This window comes from Vibrio sp. B1FIG11, from assembly GCF_905175335.1.
Classification (GTDB): Bacteria; Pseudomonadota; Gammaproteobacteria; order Enterobacterales; family Vibrionaceae; genus Vibrio; species Vibrio campbellii.
Map to the genome: position 1 here is coordinate 1595737 of NZ_HG992752.1, position 16957 is coordinate 1612693.

Consider the following 16957-nt stretch of genomic DNA (forward strand, 5'->3'; position numbering starts at 1 on the left):
TACTCAACTTATCCAAGAGAAAATAAGAAAACTTCCGTTCACTTTGTTCCCCTTTTTGTCTAAACAAAGCCAAAAATCGAAGAGTTAGCCCCCCTTTCGAGCTTATTAGGAATAAACCACAGAAATCTGCTCTCTTTTTCAGCTCCCCTTTTCTTCGCATACTGACCCTGTCAACACGAAGGAGGAAATATCATGCGAATCCATAAAAGACCTGCAAAAGCGTGGCCTAAGATGGCTGCTTATTTCCAACAGCGTATCGCTCAATCAAAAAACAAGTTGGAAGTGATCGCGCTACTAAACATGAAAGAGTTATTGAATTGGTCATAACATAACTTACAACTCCAAGCAGAACTTAACTCCTGATACTACACCCCCACTTCGTTGTATCTTTAAGTTCTGCTTTCCTCTTCTAACTGTTTCTTTTTCTTGCCATTCATTATCTAGGTTACCAAAAGTTAACTAGTTGAAATGCCATAAAACTGGGTCTACATTGAAGTCTCACCCCCTACACAATCGCTTTTATTGAGAAGGGGAATCCATGGATATATACCACCAATTCGGGAGTCATTATGGCAACTTCAGTGAAACTTAAAGCGGGCGACAGCTTCCCTTCTATTCAAGCAACCTTGCTAGATGGTTCAAGCGTGACGTTAGGTCAGCCGAAAGGTGATGCGACTTGGCAAGCCGTATTCGTTTATCGTGGTAAACACTGTCCTCTTTGTACCAAATACCTCAATGAGTTAGAGGGCTACAAGCAAGCGTTCGCAGAAGCAGGCGTTGATATTCTTGCGGTTTCAGGCGATTCAAAAGAGCAGCTTGAGGGGCATCTAGAAAAACTCGAAATCAGCTTCCCGATTGCTTACGGCCTAACCGAAGAACAAATGAAAACACTAGGTCTGTACATTTCACTGCCTCGTTCAGAGCAAGAGACTGACCATAACTTCGCAGAACCAGGTCTGTTTGTAGTGAATGAACACGGCAACTTGCACGTGGTGGATATTTCAAACAACCCGTTTGTTCGCCCTGAGCTTGGTGCGCTATCACGTGGTTTGGCTTGGATTCGTAATCCAGACAACAACTACCCTATTCGTGGTACGTTGGACTACTAAGCGGATTACGCCCAATCAGTCCCAGACAACAATCAAACATAAAAAATGCCAGCGATATGCTGGCATTTTTATTGGCTTAAACCGTTAAGCGATGATGAGATACAACAGGCCGCGTTATTTACGCAACTCAATCTGGTGAGTCTCAGACCAGATTCGCAAATCATCAAGAATCTTAAGTGCGGTACGGCCAAACTCAGTGAGCTCATAGCTGACAGCAATTGGTCGGTCGCTAATCACTTTGCGCACCACCATACCTTCCGCTTCTAGCTCTTTCAGACGCTGATCAATCATCTTTTTGCTTGCGCCGCCTAGCATGCGTGCTAGGTCATTGAAACGAACTGGGCCATCTTTCAAATGAAAAATCAAAGAGCCTTTCCATTTACCACCAATTAGACGCATCCCTTTCTCGATAGCACATGGCTCCGCACATACGTTCGTCACTGACTTACGACCTTTGCTATCTACACTGATTTTGCTTTCCACAATACACCTCAAGATACGCACCTAATCTAGGTAACGAAAAGTAAGCTAGATACATTTAGTGCTTTAGAGTAATAAAAACGTCACGGCGCCGCAAACAAATAAAAATGGACCGCATGCAGCAGTCCATCTCAATTCATCATTCAGTTCACACTATGTTTCTAAAAGGATTAGAAGTTTTCGTTAATGTGCGCTTCGAAACGTGTAAAATCATTTTCGATATCCGCATTCTTCATCACATCGTAGCTAGCGAATGTCGGCAGTGCTGACATACCAAAGAAGCGGAAGTTAGCGTGCATGTGGAACATCAAATCATCGACACCTTTACCTTGGAACAGGTATTCGTTCTCATCATCAAACGATTCTTTTGGCGCGTTGAATGTCAGTGAAAGCATGTACTTAGTGTTGGTTCGCGTACCACCTGTACCGTAGTTTTTCTTTGGTTCTTCTGCGCTACGACCGTCGAAAGCACACAGAGCGCCGCCCATACCCGCAGTAAAAACATCGTCCATGTATTTTTTGAATGACCAAGGCACAGACATCCAGTTGATTGGGCTTTGGATGATCACGCGATCAGCCCATTCAAAGTGTGCGAGTTGCTCATCTACGTTGATCTCATCTTGCATTGTCACAACGCGAACGTCATGGTCTTTTGCTTGCAGAAGCGTCTGCGCTTTATCAACAAGAGAAGCATTTAGACGACCTTCTGAATATGGTGATGGTTCGTGTGCATTGATGATCAGTATGTTGCTCATAGAATTACCCTTAAATAAGTTCACAAGATGACGCGATAACCATTGTGCGTCGGATGTGGTTTATTATGGTAACCTAGAAATACAATGCAATTAGTTAACTTTTAGTAACCTACCGATCTTTTGATTATATAACTGTTTTTAATAGAGATATTTTTTCAACTTTTTATTCATCGTTATTTCCCGATTAGTTTTTTCATCGAATTGTTGCATCTTCCACAGAGCAGGCGTACACTTTATCGCAATTCGACGATTAACTATTAAGGCCAACGAATGAGTGATAAATGCAACGACAAGTGCGAAGTTGCTTTTCAGACAACGCAACAACAACTAGAGAAAGAACAAACTCTAGCAGCACAAGCGAAAGCTTTATCCCATCCAGCACGTTTGCGCATTCTGCATATCCTGCACACTCTCGATACCATGGGCGGTTGTTTGAACAGTGATTTGGTTTCTGAGCTGGGTCTTGCGCAATCTACTGTTTCCGAGCACTTGCGTATTCTAAAGCAAGCTGGCTTTATCAGCGCCGAGCCAAACCCACCTAAGGTGTGTTACCGCATTCAGCGCGACGCGTTTGATCAGTTCAATCTAGGATTTTCCAAGTTATTTGATTAATTCCCTTTGCACGCTGGTCAGGCGTGCAGAGATAAACTATACCTTTAATTATCGCCTTTCGACGATAAACGAATGAGAGAACACTATGACTACTCAAGTTTTAAATAGTGCCAGCGACAAAATGAGCTTCTTGGACCGATACCTAACGGTGTGGATTTTTGTGGCAATGGCAATCGGTGTAGGTATTGGCGCAGCATTCCCTCAAGTTGCTGAGTGGAATGAGTCAATGTCAGTCGGCAGCACGAACGTACCGCTCGCGATTGGTTTGATTTTGATGATGTACCCGCCGCTAGCAAAGGTGAACTACAACCTGCTAGGTACAGTGACGAAAGATAAAAAAGCGATCACACTGTCTTTGGTCATGAACTGGGTTGTCGGCCCTATTTTGATGTTCATCCTTGCATTGACTTTCCTAGGTGATCATCCGGGTTACATGGTCGGTATCATCCTGATCAGTCTTGCTCGTTGTATTGCGATGGTGCTTGTATGGAACGATATCGGTGGCGGTAACAAAGAATATGGCGCAGCTCTAGTTGCGCTAAACAGTGCTTTCCAAATCGTGACTTACAGTGTGATGGCATGGTTGTTCATCACTGTGTTGCCACCGGTCTTTGGTTACGAAGGTTTCGTGGTAGATATCTCGATGATGGACATCGCGGAAAGCGTTCTGATTTACCTTGGTATCCCATTCCTAGCGGGCTTCCTAAGTCGTAAATGGCTAGTCGCAGCGAAAGGTGAACAATGGTACAGCGAAGTATTCATCCCACGCATTTCACCAATTACGCTTATCGCCCTACTTGCGACCATCGTACTGATGTTCAGCTTGAAAGGTGAAATGATTCTTGAACTGCCAATGGATGTATTCCGTGTAGCAATTCCACTGGCTATCTACTTCGTATTGATGTTCTTTGTCAGCTTCTTCGTTGGTAAGAAAATGGGCATCGACTACGACAAAAATGCGTCGATTGCTTTCACGGCAACAGGCAACAACTTTGAACTGGCAATTGCGGTTTCCATCGCGGTGTTTGGCCTAAACTCAGACCAAGCTTTTGCTGGTGTCATTGGCCCACTGATCGAAGTACCTGTATTGATTGCTTTAGTGAACGTAGCACTCAAAATGAAGCAGAAATACTATAAATAACCAAAGGTTATAACCCTTAAGAGTATAATCTCTAAGAGCGCCTATCGTTAACGCGATGGGCGCTTTTTCATTTTGGTGCTAGGCATACAGACCTTTACAAAATCCAATATGCTAACTCAAAGTTTTGAACAATGTTTTAAATTAAGAATTCATATAGGAGTTCAAATATGAATTTGGAATATAAAAAACTGAAGTGGCACGCTGTCCTGAAGCTTTCACAACAGACCATCAAATACCTTGAAGAAGAGAACAGCAAGAGCTGGAGTGATGTCGACAAAGTAAAGGCGAATGTTCATGCTTCTGAGTTGCTACAACAGCTTCTATCGGATTTAGCTGTCGCAGATTCTTCCGCTTCACCATCATTGCGTCCGGTCAAGCGCGCATAGGCCACTTTCCAAGGCTCGGCTTAATTTATCACCACCGTTTTGATGTAATCACTCGGGGTAAGACCGAATTTACCTTTAAAACGCTGACTAAAACGACCTTCCGATTGATAGCCACAAAGTTGAGCCAACATCGCAACGTTATAGTGGCCATTTTGCATTAAATACAATGCATGATTTAAACGTACTTCTGCCAACACCTCTCGATATTGAGTCCCTTCTTGCTTGAGTTTACGGATCATGGTTGCCCGGCTCATGGCAAATCGTTCAGCAGCCTCTTCCAACGAATGTTCTTCACCGGGAGAGAAGGATAAGTAACGACTCAATTTTTGGCTGAATGTGATGTTTGAGCTAACAAACAGGTGGTGTAACGCTCCACGCTCCGCAAGCTGCTGATATAAACCCATGACCCAAAAAGTTTGTGTCTCTTTGCTCATACCATGTTGTTCAAAAGCATACAGCGCGTTTAACGTCTCATGTAACGCGTTATCTGCGGCTAATCTCGGCGATTCATCCCCTGTTCCGAGACGCATGCTCAATTCAAGCATTGCGTCTGTCGGTAAGTAATGGAAGCTAAACATTCTGGAGAGAAACTTCCCTTTCTGTGGCAAGTTCTCAAAGCTCAGTGATGCAGAAGATTCGCAAAGTAGTAATTCAGAATGGGAAATATCCAGCGCCGATTCCTTCCAGAAAAGGCGCTTACTACCCGTAATGATCTGAATAATGCTTGGGGAATGAATCCTCACATTGCGCAGCTTCTGTAACTGCTCTGCACGAAATATCGTAATTTGATATTGATGACCCATTGTTTCCCCTTGCTTTCGCCTTTGTAGTACCTTAGCGCGTGTAAGTTGCCGTCAGTTTTGCTTTGTCTAGCGCCATGCTATTCAGTGTAAAGCCAACCACCGCCGCAGGTGTATTCTCATCAAGAGTTAGTTTAGCCGTTGGCAACGCCCATACTGTGAACTGGTAACGGTGCATACCATCCGCTTTTGGAGGACAAACACCACCAAAGCCTACGGTGCCGTAATCGATACGAGACTCTTTACCACCCAATTTCTCAATGTTCACACCGCGTGGAAGTTCATTCACGTTAGCAGGAATATTAAACGCAACCCAGTGCCAGAAACCACTGCCTGTTGGTGCGTCCGGATCGTACGCGGTAATTGCAAAGCTTTTTGTGCCTGCAGGCGCATCTTTCCACATCAGCTGTGGAGACTGGTTGCCACCATCACAGCCCCAGCTGTTGTATTCAAACGTTTTGGCCATTGGGTGGCCTTCTTGAATGTCATTACTGGTTAACTCAAATGCTTGAGCTGAACCCACTGCCAATAAGCTTAATGCCAAAACCGATGTAGTGATTGCTTTCATGATGATGCTCCTATTTCTTAAGTTCGGGATAAGTGTATGCCCCAAAAGAAATAGCGGCCATTCATTAAGTATCAATAAAAGTCATTTTAAGCCAATAAGTGACACTTTGAGTAATATTTTCAATTTCGTGCTTATCAGCAACCTATTTCGTTTATGCTGATCAGCCCAAAAGAACAAAGCCCAGCGTTATTGGACTATCATAACGCTGGGCTTGAGGATAACGCTGGGCTTAATGGTTCAAGTAGAGTGATAGCGAACTATTGGAACTTCTCACCCACAGCAGCAACAAACGCCATTTCTACCAACAGTTCAGGATTCGCCAATTCAACTTTGACGCAAGCACGGCTCGGTGCGCATCCCTCAGGGAACCACGCATCCCACACTTCATTAAGGGCATCGAAGTTAGCGAAATCCGTCACGTAAATCGTCACAGACAGAATGCGCGACTTATCGCTATCAACACTGGCTAGCATTTGCTCGGCTTGGTCGAAGATCTGCTGCACTTGCCCTTTCATATCCGCAGTTGTATCTGCTTCTGCCACCTCAACAAAGTTGGCAATGCCGTTGAACACCGTTACATCAGACCAACGTTTACATGGATTAATACGATGAATTGTCATGTTATTTCTCTTAATTACTACTTCTCAACCAAACACACAGGCGCACCGATATCGCATGAGTATCCGGTTGGAGTGATAACGCCAGTTTCCGGATTCCTATGAAAACTAGCGACATTATGTGAATGTTGATTAGCAACGAGCATCCACTGCCCGTCACGGGATAAAACAAAATCTCTTGGGAACGCGCCACCACAATCGGACGCGGCAATTTGAACCGGAATATCACTCGTTACATCAAATGTGCTGATCAGGTTCTGTGCACGGCAAGAGGCATAGACAAAACACTCATCCGCAGAGAGACGAATCGCAGACGCCGCTTCTTTGTTCTCTTCATCGGCTAGCAGTTTAACTTGCTGAGTCAGATTCCATTGTCCGTTTTGCTTGCGAAGTACCACAAGCGTTTCGGACAGTTCGCAAACAACGTACGCGACAGACTCATCACGATTGAAGATCAAATGACGAGGTCCAGAGCCAGCAGGCATAGCGACGCTTTGAGAAAGTGAAAACTTAACTGCCTCACCATCATTGCCGTAGTCATAGAAGTGAACACTGTCTGTACCTAAATCGACCACAGCCAATTGAGCGGAGTGTTTTAGAAAAGAGACTTGATGGGCATGAGGTGAAGTTTGACGGTCAATATTTGGCCCATTGCCTTCTACACACAATTCTGCAATGGATTTCAACGGCTTACCTTGCTCATCAAGTTGGTAAACACTCACATTGCCGGAACCATAGTTTGCAACAGCGAGTAACGGTTCTTTAATGTCGATATGGCAAGGGTAATCACCTTCAATTGGCAATGCATAGCTGTCTATTTTTTCAGCAAATATCAGCTTTGCACCTTCCAGGCGTTCGACTTCATTAAAGGTATATAAACCCTCTCCTCTGAGCGCAAGGTAAGAAGGGTTACGAACCGTTTTCACCGCTCCAGGAACAAGTTCATTGGTGAGCGTCAATGCGCCATTAGCGGTATCGAGAGAAATACATGCAATGCCCTGACTTTGACTTGGTGAATCGGTATAGGTGCCTACATAAAAATGTAAGTGACCATTTACTATCATGGGAAACCTTTAGGAAATAAAAGAGTGCTTAACCGATAAGATGCCGCCTGCGTTACCAGACGGCAATCCCTTTTAGTTATCAATCGGTTAAAGTGTGAAGCAACAACTCAGTTGGTGAGACTATGGCGACAATGGTTTCATCAAAAATTATCGCATTTTCATTGATGATGCGTTGATACACTTCAGCGTCAGATTGGCTAATATCACTGCCCTGCTTAGCAAGCTCAATCAAGGTTAAACCTAAATCGGCAACTTTGATTACTGCTTCTGCAACTGGCACCGTTTCTACCGACGCCACGTTGGCCGCGAAAATAGGTTTGGCTTGCTGCGCTGCTAACTTAACGCTTTGATAATGCATCGCTAACGTATCCAACTCAGCTGTATCACCTTGAGAATAAGCTGCGACCAAATCTTTCATCTCGTACACTGCTAGGCTTTCTACTGGTAATGCATCTGCGAAGCGGTTTAGTCGCTCATACTGGTTGTACAAATCGCCTTCGTTTGGCGTAGAAATCCACTTCTCCCAATGACGAGCGTAGTATTGAGCCGGCTCGATGTACTTCGCTAACGTTTGTAGCGGTGTTTCGTCCGCACCATTAGCAAGACGTTTTAGCATCATATTGGCATCGGCGTGATGACGCAGGCCAAGCGAAATCTCAGACCATGTATCCATCACCTTCATGCGCTTGTACATGCTGCGCTCATCGGTCAGTTCTTGACTCGACCATAGACGCTCAGCAATCGCGTAGCTTCGTGGCCATAGGCGTTGCTCGATGGTCATTGAATCGAGGTTCTCACCCCAGATCGTGATTTCTCCACCTAAGATTAACTGCTGTTCTTTCTCGGTCAGCTCAGCCGGATACCCGCCATTCGGCTCAGGAATGACACTCCCTGCCATATAACTGCTCGCGACCAATTCTCCAGTCGCAGGCCAACGAACATTGCCTATCAACTGGTAACTGGTGTCTTTCAACTTGCCGTCTGCAAAGTCATAGTTGAATTCGGTGTAAGACATAAAGTTATCGAAGTGACCTTTAAACTTCACACCTGGCACATACTCGATGATGAACACCTCTTCGCGGGACTTGCCGTTGTAATCGGTAAACGCACGGTAGCTGCCGTCTGTTGCTTCAATAATGGTTAGATTGCCAGTGCGCGGACCGCCTTTGTTACGCGGTTTCACCCAATCGTAAGTCGCGAATTTCTCACCTTGATGAAGTTGATCATCAACCGTGATGCCTTTCGGCATTGGATCATTGCGATAGTGGTAACTGGTTGGCTGCGGCTGGTCTAGGTAATAGCCTGTTGAGAGAATGCCTTGGTAGCCCTCTTTTGCTGCTCGACCGATACTGTCGTGCCCTTGCCAGCTTTGAATCACAATCGAGGTTGGAAGGTCTTTGTGCCAGATTTCATCCCAGCCAGTCATCTTCTTACCGCGCTGTTCCAGCATCTGTTCAACCTTGGTGTTCAAATACGATTGCAGGCCACGCTCACCATCCAGATTGTTGTCTTTGATGAATTGCTGAATCTTCGGGTTGTCTTTCCACTGTTGGTAATTTGGTTCATCGCCGCCGATATGGAAGTACTCATCTGGGAAGAGCTCAATCACTTCGTCAAACACGCTCGCCAGCATCTTGTAAAGTTCGGGATTGGTCGGGTCCATTAGTGGCTCAAACACACCCCAGCCACGTTGATGCGGATAAGATTGCTCCCCCATACCAGACATTAATTCAGGGTATGCGCGGGCTACTGCCGACGCATGTCCCGGCAAAGAAATTTCAGGGATAACTCGAATGCCAAGGTTACGCGCGTAATTCACTACGTAGCGAATTTCATCTTTGGTGTAGTAATCACCATCTGCGGTGTCTTGCCACAGTTTTTGGTAATTTTCGAGCTGGATACGAATCGCTTGGTCATCCCAAATATGCCAATGGAAGACGTTCATTTTTGCTGATGCCATCGCATCGAGTTGGCGAAGAATCACATTGAGTTCAATGAAGTGACGAGAAGTGTCGTAAGAAACGCCACGCCAAGGAAAGCGAGGTTCATCTTGAATCGACACCGCAGGCACAAAATAGCCAGCCGCGTCCGTAGTCACCAACTGCAAGAAGGTTTCTAAACCATGGAAAGCTCCGTAAGGGCGTTCAGAGCGAATGATGATCTGACCGTTACGCGATTCAAGCTGATACGATTCATCACTGTTAATGTCTTGCACCTCTGACTTGGGTGCATTACGAATATCAATCACCAAGGTCGCGTCTTTTTCCGACTCAGCATGCCAGTTCAACATTGGTAAGCCGGTTTGGCGATATAGACGGTCCATAGTGCGCTTTGCGTTGAACTGCACGCGCGGTGAATCGTAGCCTTTGATGTAAATGCTGAAGGATTTATCCAATGTGATTTTACCCTGCCCCAACTCTACATTTTGTGGGTAAGGCATTAGGTTAAGATCAGTGTTGGGAGTCATCGCCATCGCTGCCGTTGGAATTGAAATTAAGCCTGAAATGAGTAGTGCTAATGTACCTTTGTTCATCCGCGTCATCCTTATAATTGTTCAACCCAAGTCACGCTATTTAATGGGGTCCGCAACTTGGGGTAAAAGAGCTCTATTTGAGTTACGCAACCAGCTCTACTGCTTCACGAACCAGCTTGCCAATTTCTTCCCACTGCTCGTTTTCAATTAAGCTCGGTGCCACCATCCAAGTACCACCGCAACAAACCACACGGTCGATGGCTAGGTAATCATTAACGTTGTTCTTACCGATACCGCCTGTCGGCATCAGGCTCACATCAACATAAGGTGCAAGTAGTGACTTCACCATCGCGATACCACCGCTCGCTTCCGCCGGGAAGAATTTGAGGAAGTTCAAACCCAGCTCTAGTGCTTGCTCAACCTGACTTGGGTTATTGACGCCCGGTACGATTGGCATGTTGATTTCTTGGCAGCGACGCACGGTATTTGGGTTCAACCCCGGCGCGACAATAAACTCTGCACCCGCGTCTTTCGCTTGGGTAATCTGCTCTGGCGTCAGTACCGTGCCAGCACCGATGCACATTTGCGGATAAGCATCACGCATGGCTTTAATCGCATCGGCAGCGGCTTCTGTTCGAAACGTCACTTCCGCGACTGGAAGACCGTTTTCTACTAGCACTTTTGCCAATGGAATCGCGTGCTCAACCTTATTGATTTGAATAACAGGAATAACTTTGAATTGCTGAAGTTGCTGAATCATTGCTTGGGACATAATACGTTCTCGGAAGTTATCGAATTAGATGAGTCATGGCGTCGTTTGGAATAATCGCGCCAGGATATTGAATAACGGTTGCTGCTAGTGCGTGACCGAGTTGGGCAGATTGCTCACAGCTTTGTCCGGTCAATCGTCCTGCAAGGTAACCAGCAGCAAATGAATCGCCGGCGGCACAGGTGTCGATTACTTTGACAACCTTCTCGGCGGCTACGTAAGCACTTTGCTTGTCGTCACCTTGCGACCAAACCAGTTTGCAGGGCTCACAGCCACGTTTAATCACGATTTCTTGGCAACCAAAGCGGAGGCAGCGCTGCTCGGCACTTTCCTCTTCACCCCATACCAAGACATCATCGTCTTCTGTGATAAGCGCAATGTCGACTAAAGGCAGAATTTGGCTGTACCAATGCTTTGCCTCTGTTGCAGACCAAAGTTGAGGACGGAAGTTGTTATCGAAGATAACCTTGCCTCCAGCTTGTGAGAACTGACTTAACGCCTTTTTAAGCCTTACTTTGCTATCGTCATTTAGAATCGCAATGCTGATGCCACTTAGGTAGAGGTAGTCCAGCTCTCGGTTCGCAATCGCGGCTTCTAATTTGTTGAGTGAAGAGGTAGAGAAGTAACTTTTAACGGCTGCACTATCACGCCAGTAAAGAAAGCTGCGTTCGCCTTCCTGGTCGGTCTGTACTATGTACAAACCCGGAAGCTGAGTTGGGAAGATTTCGACAAGATCAGTCGCAATGCCCTCTTGTTGCCACTTTTCCAGAAGCTCTTGAGAAAGTACGTCTTCCCCAAGAGCGGTCGCGTAGGACACTTGGACAGGCTGCTGAGCCGTTAGTCGAGAGAGGTAAAGTGCGGTATTGAGCGTGTCGCCACCAAAGCCTTTGCGAATTGGGTCGCCGCTCAGTTCAATCATGCATTCGCCAAAGAAAGCAATTTTAGTCTGGGATGAATCGGTCATCGTTCACCTACTTTGGATAAATTTAGAATGGTGGCTCGGGGGAGTCACCAGTTTGTCAGGAGCTTATGAGCGAGTTTCTGTTCGAGCCGGAAACTCTTTGCTGTTAAGCGTTTTGATTTGCCGCCGTTGCGCGGTTTTGCAGAGACGCGTCTTCTTCCAGAACACCTTTGTCAGACAGTTCCATTTCCATCAGAGCACGCTCATCATCTAGGATTGCTCGTGCCATTTCTGGTGAAACTTGGTTAGCTGGAGTCACTAGGCTTACTACCACACCTGCGGTTAGGGCAAATAAGCAAGATGGAATCACTGGGTTACCCCAGAAAGCGGTCAGGTCAGGGCTCATCATGACAGCAAATGAAGCGATAGACGCACCTGCCAATGTTGCCAATGCACCTTGCCAGTTGTAACGCTTCCAGAAGCGACCCAACATACCGCACACGAACATGCCAGACATAACTGTCGAGATCATCTTAGTGATGTAGCTAATGATGTCGTTCGAAGTTAGCGCGAACAGCAATGCACAACCGATCACTACAACCAAAGCCAAGCGAGAGTAATTCAACATGGATTCTTTGTTTGGCACACGACCGGTGAACATGACGTAAACATCACGCAGTAAGATAGACACGCCCGCAATCGCATCGGAACTTGCACTCGACATGGTTGCCGATAGACCTGCAATCAGAACGATAAGACCAACACCTACTGGCAATACCGTTGCCGCGATGTATGGGAAAGCAAAGTTCGCGTTGTTTAGTTCAGGGTCAATCGCATGCGCCGCCATACCAATGACTGCTGGAATGATAGAGAAGAACAAGTACAGCACACCAGAAGCAACGAACGAACGGCGGATGGTTGATACATCTTTGCCTGAGTAGATGCGTTGGCGGAATGAAGGCGTTGCAAGTACACCCACACCAATCACAACAGCAAGAGAAACCGCTGGGATTAAACCAAGCTTATCAATCGCAAGGAAGCTAACCGCTTCTGGGTCCATGGCAGAGTAGAGGTTATCCAAGCCGCCAATGTGCTGCACTGACAGTACCGCCATTAGAATGAAGCCAACGAATAAGATGATAGCTTGAATGGTGTCCGTCCAAACCACCGCAGTGTAGCCGCCAATAACAACGTAAATGGTAAACGCTGCTGCGATGATCATCTTCGCAGTGCTCAGCTCAATATCGGCAATCCACGCTAGGTACATACCACCACCAAGGATGTGTGCGCCCAACCAGCCGATAGAAGCGATAAAGATAAGCAGACCAACCACGTTCTTCACGATGCGGTTTGCACCTACGTAGTATGCGAGCTCTTCACTCATGGTCATAAAGTTGAGTTTACGAACTGGCGCAAACCACAGCGCCAATAACAAGATACCAATTGCGCCACCAATGCCGTAAAGCGCACCAGCCCAACCGTTTGAGTAACCAAAGCCCACCGCGCCCATACTGGAGCCCGTGCCAACCATGGTTGCTACCGTGGTACCTAATACGAGGAACAGAGGTAAGCCTCGACCACCGAGTAGAAAGTCTTCACCTGATTTTTGATTGCGAGAGACAAACCATCCCAACCAAATTAAAAATAAGACATACGCACCGAAGCCGGTAAGAAAAAGTGTACTGTTCATTGAACACCTCTCATATCAAAATCCATCTTTCAGATTGATATAATTCCAGCAGCAAGTATTAGATTTTATTCCAGAAATTATCTAATTTTATTTTTATAGCTTTTGCTAAATATATTAGACACTGCTGCTTTATGAAATTATATTTATGTAGGGAGTGAGAGTGCCCAAAAGATAATAACAGAAAAGTAATTATTTCCGGCACTCAATTTTATTTAATTAGGTAAAATGTGATTTCTATCGGCGATCTTCGCGGTAGCAAGTCACATCGACCTCGACTTTCACGTCAACGACTAGGTCACACACCATGCAAATACGTGCCGGTGGGTGGTCACCGAAGAACTCTCTGAACACTTTATTGAACGATTGGAAGTAACGAGAATCCGTTAGCACCACTTTCACGTGTACCACGTCAGCTAACGTATAGCCTGCTTCTTCCATGATATCGACACAGTTTTGAATCGCTAGACGAGATTGGTCAACGATACCGCCTTCTACCACTTCGCCATCAGTCATTGGTGTTTGACCCGATACGTATAAGAAGCCGCCTGCTTCTGTTGCGCGTGCAAATGGTAAATGTTGACCGCCAGTACCTACGCCGCCTTCTACACCATAACGTTTAATTGACATAATATTCTCCAGTGATAATGCTTAATCTATAAAATTAATTAATTTAATAAGTTATTGATGGGTATTATTTCTATAAATAAATACGCCATTTCTATTTTCGGTGACGTTATCTTTTAAATAAGATAACTCGCCATTTACAAATACAGATTCAATACCTTGCGCGACGGAAATTGGATTTTCAAACGTTGCAGTATCTTTAATTGTATTTGGGTTAAATAAAACCAAGTCAGCATATGCGCCTGCTTTTATTTCACCACGATCTTTTAGTTGGTAGCGTGCTGCTGACATTCCTGTCATCTTGTGAATCGCTTCTGCCAATGGGAAAAGCTGCTCTTCACGACAGTAATGCCCCAAGACTTTCGGGAATGTTCCCCACAAACGTGGATGTGGGTGCGGGTCGTTTGGTAATCCATCCGAGCCCACCATGGTCAACTTATATTTGAGGACACGTTTGACGTCGTTTTCATCCATGCAGTGATAAACCGCGCCCGCAGGTTGCAACGCTTTTGCTGCTTCCATAAGAGGCAGTTGCATCTCGTCAGCAATGTCTTTTAGCATCTTGCCAGCGTGTTCTGGCTTGCTTTCTGACCAGGTAATGAAGATGTCGATTTCATCCGTCACCTGTTTTAAATCCAGTGTTGAAGAACTCGCCGAATATGGGTAGCAATCGCAAGACACGTCTTGATGCTCAGAAACCTTATCCATCAAATCCAGCACTTCTACCGTGCGTCCCCAGTTGCCTGCACCTGCGCATTTAAGGTGAGAAATCACCACGGGCACTTTGGCGTACTGCCCAGTTTCAAAGGCTTCTTCCATTGCGCTGATGATTTCTTCAAACTCGGTGCGCATGTGTGTGGTGTAGATACCACCGTGATGACCGAGAATTTCCGCTAGACGCATGACTTCATCCGCGTTGGCTTGCTTGGCACTCGCATAAGCAAGACCCGAGCTCAAACCCAATGCGCCCTCTTTCATCGCTTGTGCCAATGTTTGGCGCATTTGGTCGATTTCTTCATCGGTTGCCGTGCGCAGTAAGTCGTCCATCACGTTGTTACGTAAAGTTGTGTGACCGACTAACGCAGCAACGTTGACTGCAGGGTTCGCCGCTTGCACCGCCTTCGCATACTCCGCAAAGGTTGGGTATTTGAAGTCTTCCTGCTTGCCCAATAGGTTCATTGGGTCTGGCGGAGTATCACTGAGTACCGCAGGGCTCGCGCTAATTCCGCAATTGCCTACGATTACTGTCGTCACACCTTGGCTGATCTTTGGCAAGCAGTCAGGGTAACGAATCACATTGGTGTCATCGTGCGTGTGCACATCAATAAATCCCGGAGCCAACGCAAGACCCTGACCGTTGATAACCTTCTTTGCAGAAAGCTCGTCTAGCTGCCCTACTTGCTCAATACGATCTTGACGAATCGCAACATCAGCAATGAATGGTGCTGCACCCGTACCGTCAAATACCTCTACGCTTTTGATAATGGTATCGAACAACATACTTCACTCTCTTCGTCCGTCGTTAACATGATTCCATCTTAATAATTCTTGAAATTTAAACAGTGAAGAAACACACAAAAAACTCAGATTTGTTTGATACTTTCTAACATGTTATTTATGGTAGTTAGCAACAAACACTTAATATCAATTACTTAGACCATGTTAGAAGTAGGTACGCCATGAAAGACAATCGCCAAAAGTGTGATAAAAACTATCATAATGAGTGTGTTACCACGCCAGGTTACGGAGAGAAAGCTCAACCTGTTGCGTGTAATTCCGATGGGTTACACAGTTTGATCCATGAAGAGATCACCTTGCCCGCTGCGGTGATCAAATCTTCTTCATTGAAGAACAACCTCGATTGGATGCAGCGTTTTGCCAATCAGCACAAAGTGAAACTGTCACCGCACGGTAAAACCACCATGACTCCCGCTTTCTTTCAGCAGCAATTAGAAAACGGCGCTTGGGGCATTACCGTCGCAACGCCAGCTCAGGCAGAGATTGCGGCGCTAGGCGGAGCGAAAAACATCATCATGGCGAACCAACTAGTCGGGCGCGCTAACATGACCATCATCGCCAACTTGATTGAAACCCATGGAATCAACTTCTATTGCTGTGTGGATTCAAACCGAAACGTCAAAGCGCTAGAGCGTGCCTTCGCTGAATATCAGTTGCCGCTTAATGTACTGATTGAGTTTGGTGTCGAAGGCGGTCGCTGTGGATGCCGAAACCAACAAGATGTGGTTGAGCTCGCCACACTCATCCACCAGCAACCTCACCTTACGCTCAAAGGTATCGAGGTTTACGAAGGTGTCATTCATGGTGACAATGCTGAGCAGAACATCCGTGACTTCCTCAACACCACATTAGAAATCGCAGCCCAACTACAAAGCGACAAGTTGATTGAGTCCAAACCTCTTGTTACTGGCGCAGGCTCTGCTTGGTATGACGTGGTTTCTGAATGCTTCGCCAACCTAGAAGATTTTGATGCCGTCATTCGCCCAGGTTGCTACGCGATTCATGACACAGGCATTTACCTAGACGCACAAAACAAAGTCATGCAGCGCGCTGAAAACAACCAAGGTGCGGCGTGTGATCTAGGTGGTGATTTAGAATCGGCACTAGAGCTTTGGGCTTATGTGATTTCTCGTCCTGAGCCAACCAAGCTAGTTGCCGGCTTTGGCAAACGTGACGTGGCGTTTGATGCTGGATTGCCAATCCCCGAGCGTGCTTACCGCGATGGTGAGTCAATCTCTATTGAAAGTGCGGTAACGACCGCAGTGATGGATCAGCATGCGTTCATCGAAGTAGACGCAAACAGCGACCTTCAAGTGGGTGATATGATTGCCTTCTCAACCTCTCATCCATGTTTAACGTTTGATAAGTGGCGTGCAGTGGCGGTTTGTGATGATGAGTATCAAGTCACTCATTGGGTGAAAACCCGTTTCTGATGATGAGCTTAGTGAGG

At 46.0% G+C, this 16957-nt stretch carries 18 protein-coding genes; 6 read left to right on the forward strand and 12 right to left on the reverse strand.

Annotation, left to right across the window (positions count from 1 at the left end):
• Positions 1 to 192: 192 nt before the first annotated feature.
• Both KHO06_RS26785 and KHO06_RS23775 read left to right on the forward strand, forming a co-directional pair.
• Positions 193 to 327, forward strand: a complete 135-nt coding sequence (locus KHO06_RS26785; protein WP_005425107.1) for a hypothetical protein — start codon at positions 193 to 195, stop codon at positions 325 to 327.
• A gap of 242 nt (positions 328 to 569) precedes the next feature.
• Positions 570 to 1109, forward strand: coding sequence for a peroxiredoxin family protein (locus tag KHO06_RS23775; RefSeq protein WP_212582681.1), 540 nt, complete (start codon positions 570 to 572; stop codon positions 1107 to 1109).
• A gap of 114 nt (positions 1110 to 1223) precedes the next feature.
• On the opposite strand, the gene KHO06_RS23780 is transcribed toward KHO06_RS23775, so the two are convergent.
• Both KHO06_RS23780 and KHO06_RS23785 read right to left on the reverse strand, forming a co-directional pair.
• Positions 1224 to 1592, reverse strand: coding sequence for a helix-turn-helix domain-containing protein (locus tag KHO06_RS23780; protein WP_005425099.1), 369 nt, complete (start codon positions 1590 to 1592; stop codon positions 1224 to 1226).
• Positions 1593 to 1759: 167 nt separating this feature from the next.
• Positions 1760 to 2344 (reverse strand): NAD(P)H-dependent oxidoreductase, encoded by a 585-nt coding sequence (locus tag KHO06_RS23785; protein WP_045379999.1) that lies wholly within the window; start codon positions 2342 to 2344, stop codon positions 1760 to 1762.
• A 270-nt stretch (positions 2345 to 2614) separates the two neighbouring features.
• Here KHO06_RS23785 and KHO06_RS23790 point away from each other — a divergent pair, with 270 nt between their 5' ends.
• The 3 genes from KHO06_RS23790 to KHO06_RS23800 all read left to right on the forward strand — a co-directional run bounded on the left by KHO06_RS23790 (position 2615) and on the right by KHO06_RS23800 (position 4483).
• Complete coding sequence (locus tag KHO06_RS23790; protein WP_005425131.1) at positions 2615 to 2956, forward strand: winged helix-turn-helix domain-containing protein; 342 nt, start codon at positions 2615 to 2617, stop codon at positions 2954 to 2956.
• A gap of 85 nt (positions 2957 to 3041) precedes the next feature.
• Entirely contained in the window at positions 3042 to 4097 is a 1056-nt protein-coding gene (arsB, locus tag KHO06_RS23795) for an ACR3 family arsenite efflux transporter (protein ID WP_212582682.1), read from the forward strand.
• Between the two features lie 167 nt (positions 4098 to 4264).
• Entirely contained in the window at positions 4265 to 4483 is a 219-nt protein-coding gene (locus KHO06_RS23800; RefSeq protein ID WP_005425122.1) for a hypothetical protein, read from the forward strand.
• 20 nt (positions 4484 to 4503) lie between these two features.
• Here the strand turns inward: KHO06_RS23800 and KHO06_RS23805 are convergent, their stop codons facing one another.
• The 10 genes from KHO06_RS23805 to KHO06_RS23850 all read right to left on the reverse strand — a co-directional run bounded on the left by KHO06_RS23805 (position 4504) and on the right by KHO06_RS23850 (position 15489).
• Positions 4504 to 5286 carry a helix-turn-helix transcriptional regulator gene (locus KHO06_RS23805; RefSeq protein ID WP_212582683.1) on the reverse strand — a complete coding sequence of 261 codons (783 nt, stop codon included), beginning with the start codon at positions 5284 to 5286 and terminating at the stop codon, positions 4504 to 4506.
• 31 nt (positions 5287 to 5317) lie between these two features.
• Positions 5318 to 5851 (reverse strand): YbhB/YbcL family Raf kinase inhibitor-like protein, encoded by a 534-nt coding sequence (locus KHO06_RS23810; RefSeq protein WP_047476211.1) that lies wholly within the window; start codon positions 5849 to 5851, stop codon positions 5318 to 5320.
• A 257-nt stretch (positions 5852 to 6108) separates the two neighbouring features.
• A complete protein-coding gene (locus KHO06_RS23815; RefSeq protein ID WP_212582684.1) occupies positions 6109 to 6471 on the reverse strand; it encodes a RidA family protein in 363 nt (120 codons plus the stop codon).
• Positions 6472 to 6488: 17 nt separating this feature from the next.
• Complete coding sequence (locus KHO06_RS23820) at positions 6489 to 7532, reverse strand: lactonase family protein (protein WP_212582685.1); 1044 nt, start codon at positions 7530 to 7532, stop codon at positions 6489 to 6491.
• Positions 7533 to 7611: 79 nt separating this feature from the next.
• Positions 7612 to 10065, reverse strand: coding sequence for a beta-N-acetylhexosaminidase (locus KHO06_RS23825; RefSeq protein ID WP_212582686.1), 2454 nt, complete (start codon positions 10063 to 10065; stop codon positions 7612 to 7614).
• Between the two features lie 82 nt (positions 10066 to 10147).
• Entirely contained in the window at positions 10148 to 10777 is a 630-nt protein-coding gene (locus tag KHO06_RS23830; RefSeq protein ID WP_212582687.1) for a bifunctional 4-hydroxy-2-oxoglutarate aldolase/2-dehydro-3-deoxy-phosphogluconate aldolase, read from the reverse strand.
• 16 nt (positions 10778 to 10793) lie between these two features.
• Positions 10794 to 11738, reverse strand: a complete 945-nt coding sequence (locus KHO06_RS23835; protein ID WP_212582688.1) for a sugar kinase — start codon at positions 11736 to 11738, stop codon at positions 10794 to 10796.
• 103 nt (positions 11739 to 11841) lie between these two features.
• Positions 11842 to 13365, reverse strand: a complete 1524-nt coding sequence (locus tag KHO06_RS23840; RefSeq protein ID WP_050922899.1) for a sodium:solute symporter family protein — start codon at positions 13363 to 13365, stop codon at positions 11842 to 11844.
• 234 nt (positions 13366 to 13599) lie between these two features.
• Positions 13600 to 13992: a RidA family protein gene (locus KHO06_RS23845; RefSeq protein WP_005425100.1), complete on the reverse strand. Its 393-nt coding sequence runs from the start codon at positions 13990 to 13992 to the stop codon at positions 13600 to 13602.
• 51 nt (positions 13993 to 14043) lie between these two features.
• A complete protein-coding gene (locus tag KHO06_RS23850; protein WP_212582689.1) occupies positions 14044 to 15489 on the reverse strand; it encodes a D-aminoacylase in 1446 nt (481 codons plus the stop codon).
• A 179-nt stretch (positions 15490 to 15668) separates the two neighbouring features.
• Between KHO06_RS23850 and KHO06_RS23855 the strand changes: the two genes are divergently transcribed.
• On the forward strand, positions 15669 to 16940 hold the full coding sequence (locus tag KHO06_RS23855) for an amino acid deaminase (RefSeq protein WP_212582690.1): 1272 nt from the start codon (positions 15669 to 15671) through the stop codon (positions 16938 to 16940).
• Positions 16941 to 16957 lie beyond the last annotated feature (17 nt).

Bases quoted from the DNA above. Each gene is read 5' to 3' on its own strand.
- KHO06_RS23805 (WP_212582683.1), bottom strand. From the start codon at position 5,286: ATGGGTCATCAATATCAAATTACGATATTTCGTGCAGAGCAGTTACAG.
- KHO06_RS23835 (WP_212582688.1), bottom strand. From the start codon at position 11,738: ATGACCGATTCATCCCAGACTAAAATTGCTTTCTTTGGCGAATGCATG.
- KHO06_RS23840 (WP_050922899.1), bottom strand. From the start codon at position 13,365: ATGAACAGTACACTTTTTCTTACCGGCTTCGGTGCGTATGTCTTATTT.
- KHO06_RS23845 (WP_005425100.1), bottom strand. From the start codon at position 13,992: ATGTCAATTAAACGTTATGGTGTAGAAGGCGGCGTAGGTACTGGCGGT.
- KHO06_RS23815 (WP_212582684.1), bottom strand. From the start codon at position 6,471: ATGACAATTCATCGTATTAATCCATGTAAACGTTGGTCTGATGTAACG.
- KHO06_RS23820 (WP_212582685.1), bottom strand. From the start codon at position 7,532: ATGATAGTAAATGGTCACTTACATTTTTATGTAGGCACCTATACCGAT.
- KHO06_RS23790 (WP_005425131.1), top strand. From the start codon at position 2,615: ATGAGTGATAAATGCAACGACAAGTGCGAAGTTGCTTTTCAGACAACG.
- arsB (WP_212582682.1), top strand. From the start codon at position 3,042: ATGACTACTCAAGTTTTAAATAGTGCCAGCGACAAAATGAGCTTCTTG.
- KHO06_RS26785 (WP_005425107.1), top strand. From the start codon at position 193: ATGCGAATCCATAAAAGACCTGCAAAAGCGTGGCCTAAGATGGCTGCT.
- KHO06_RS23785 (WP_045379999.1), bottom strand. From the start codon at position 2,344: ATGAGCAACATACTGATCATCAATGCACACGAACCATCACCATATTCA.
- KHO06_RS23855 (WP_212582690.1), top strand. From the start codon at position 15,669: ATGAAAGACAATCGCCAAAAGTGTGATAAAAACTATCATAATGAGTGT.
- KHO06_RS23830 (WP_212582687.1), bottom strand. From the start codon at position 10,777: ATGTCCCAAGCAATGATTCAGCAACTTCAGCAATTCAAAGTTATTCCT.
- KHO06_RS23810 (WP_047476211.1), bottom strand. From the start codon at position 5,851: ATGAAAGCAATCACTACATCGGTTTTGGCATTAAGCTTATTGGCAGTG.
- KHO06_RS23825 (WP_212582686.1), bottom strand. From the start codon at position 10,065: ATGAACAAAGGTACATTAGCACTACTCATTTCAGGCTTAATTTCAATT.
- KHO06_RS23800 (WP_005425122.1), top strand. From the start codon at position 4,265: ATGAATTTGGAATATAAAAAACTGAAGTGGCACGCTGTCCTGAAGCTT.
- KHO06_RS23850 (WP_212582689.1), bottom strand. From the start codon at position 15,489: ATGTTGTTCGATACCATTATCAAAAGCGTAGAGGTATTTGACGGTACG.
- KHO06_RS23775 (WP_212582681.1), top strand. From the start codon at position 570: ATGGCAACTTCAGTGAAACTTAAAGCGGGCGACAGCTTCCCTTCTATT.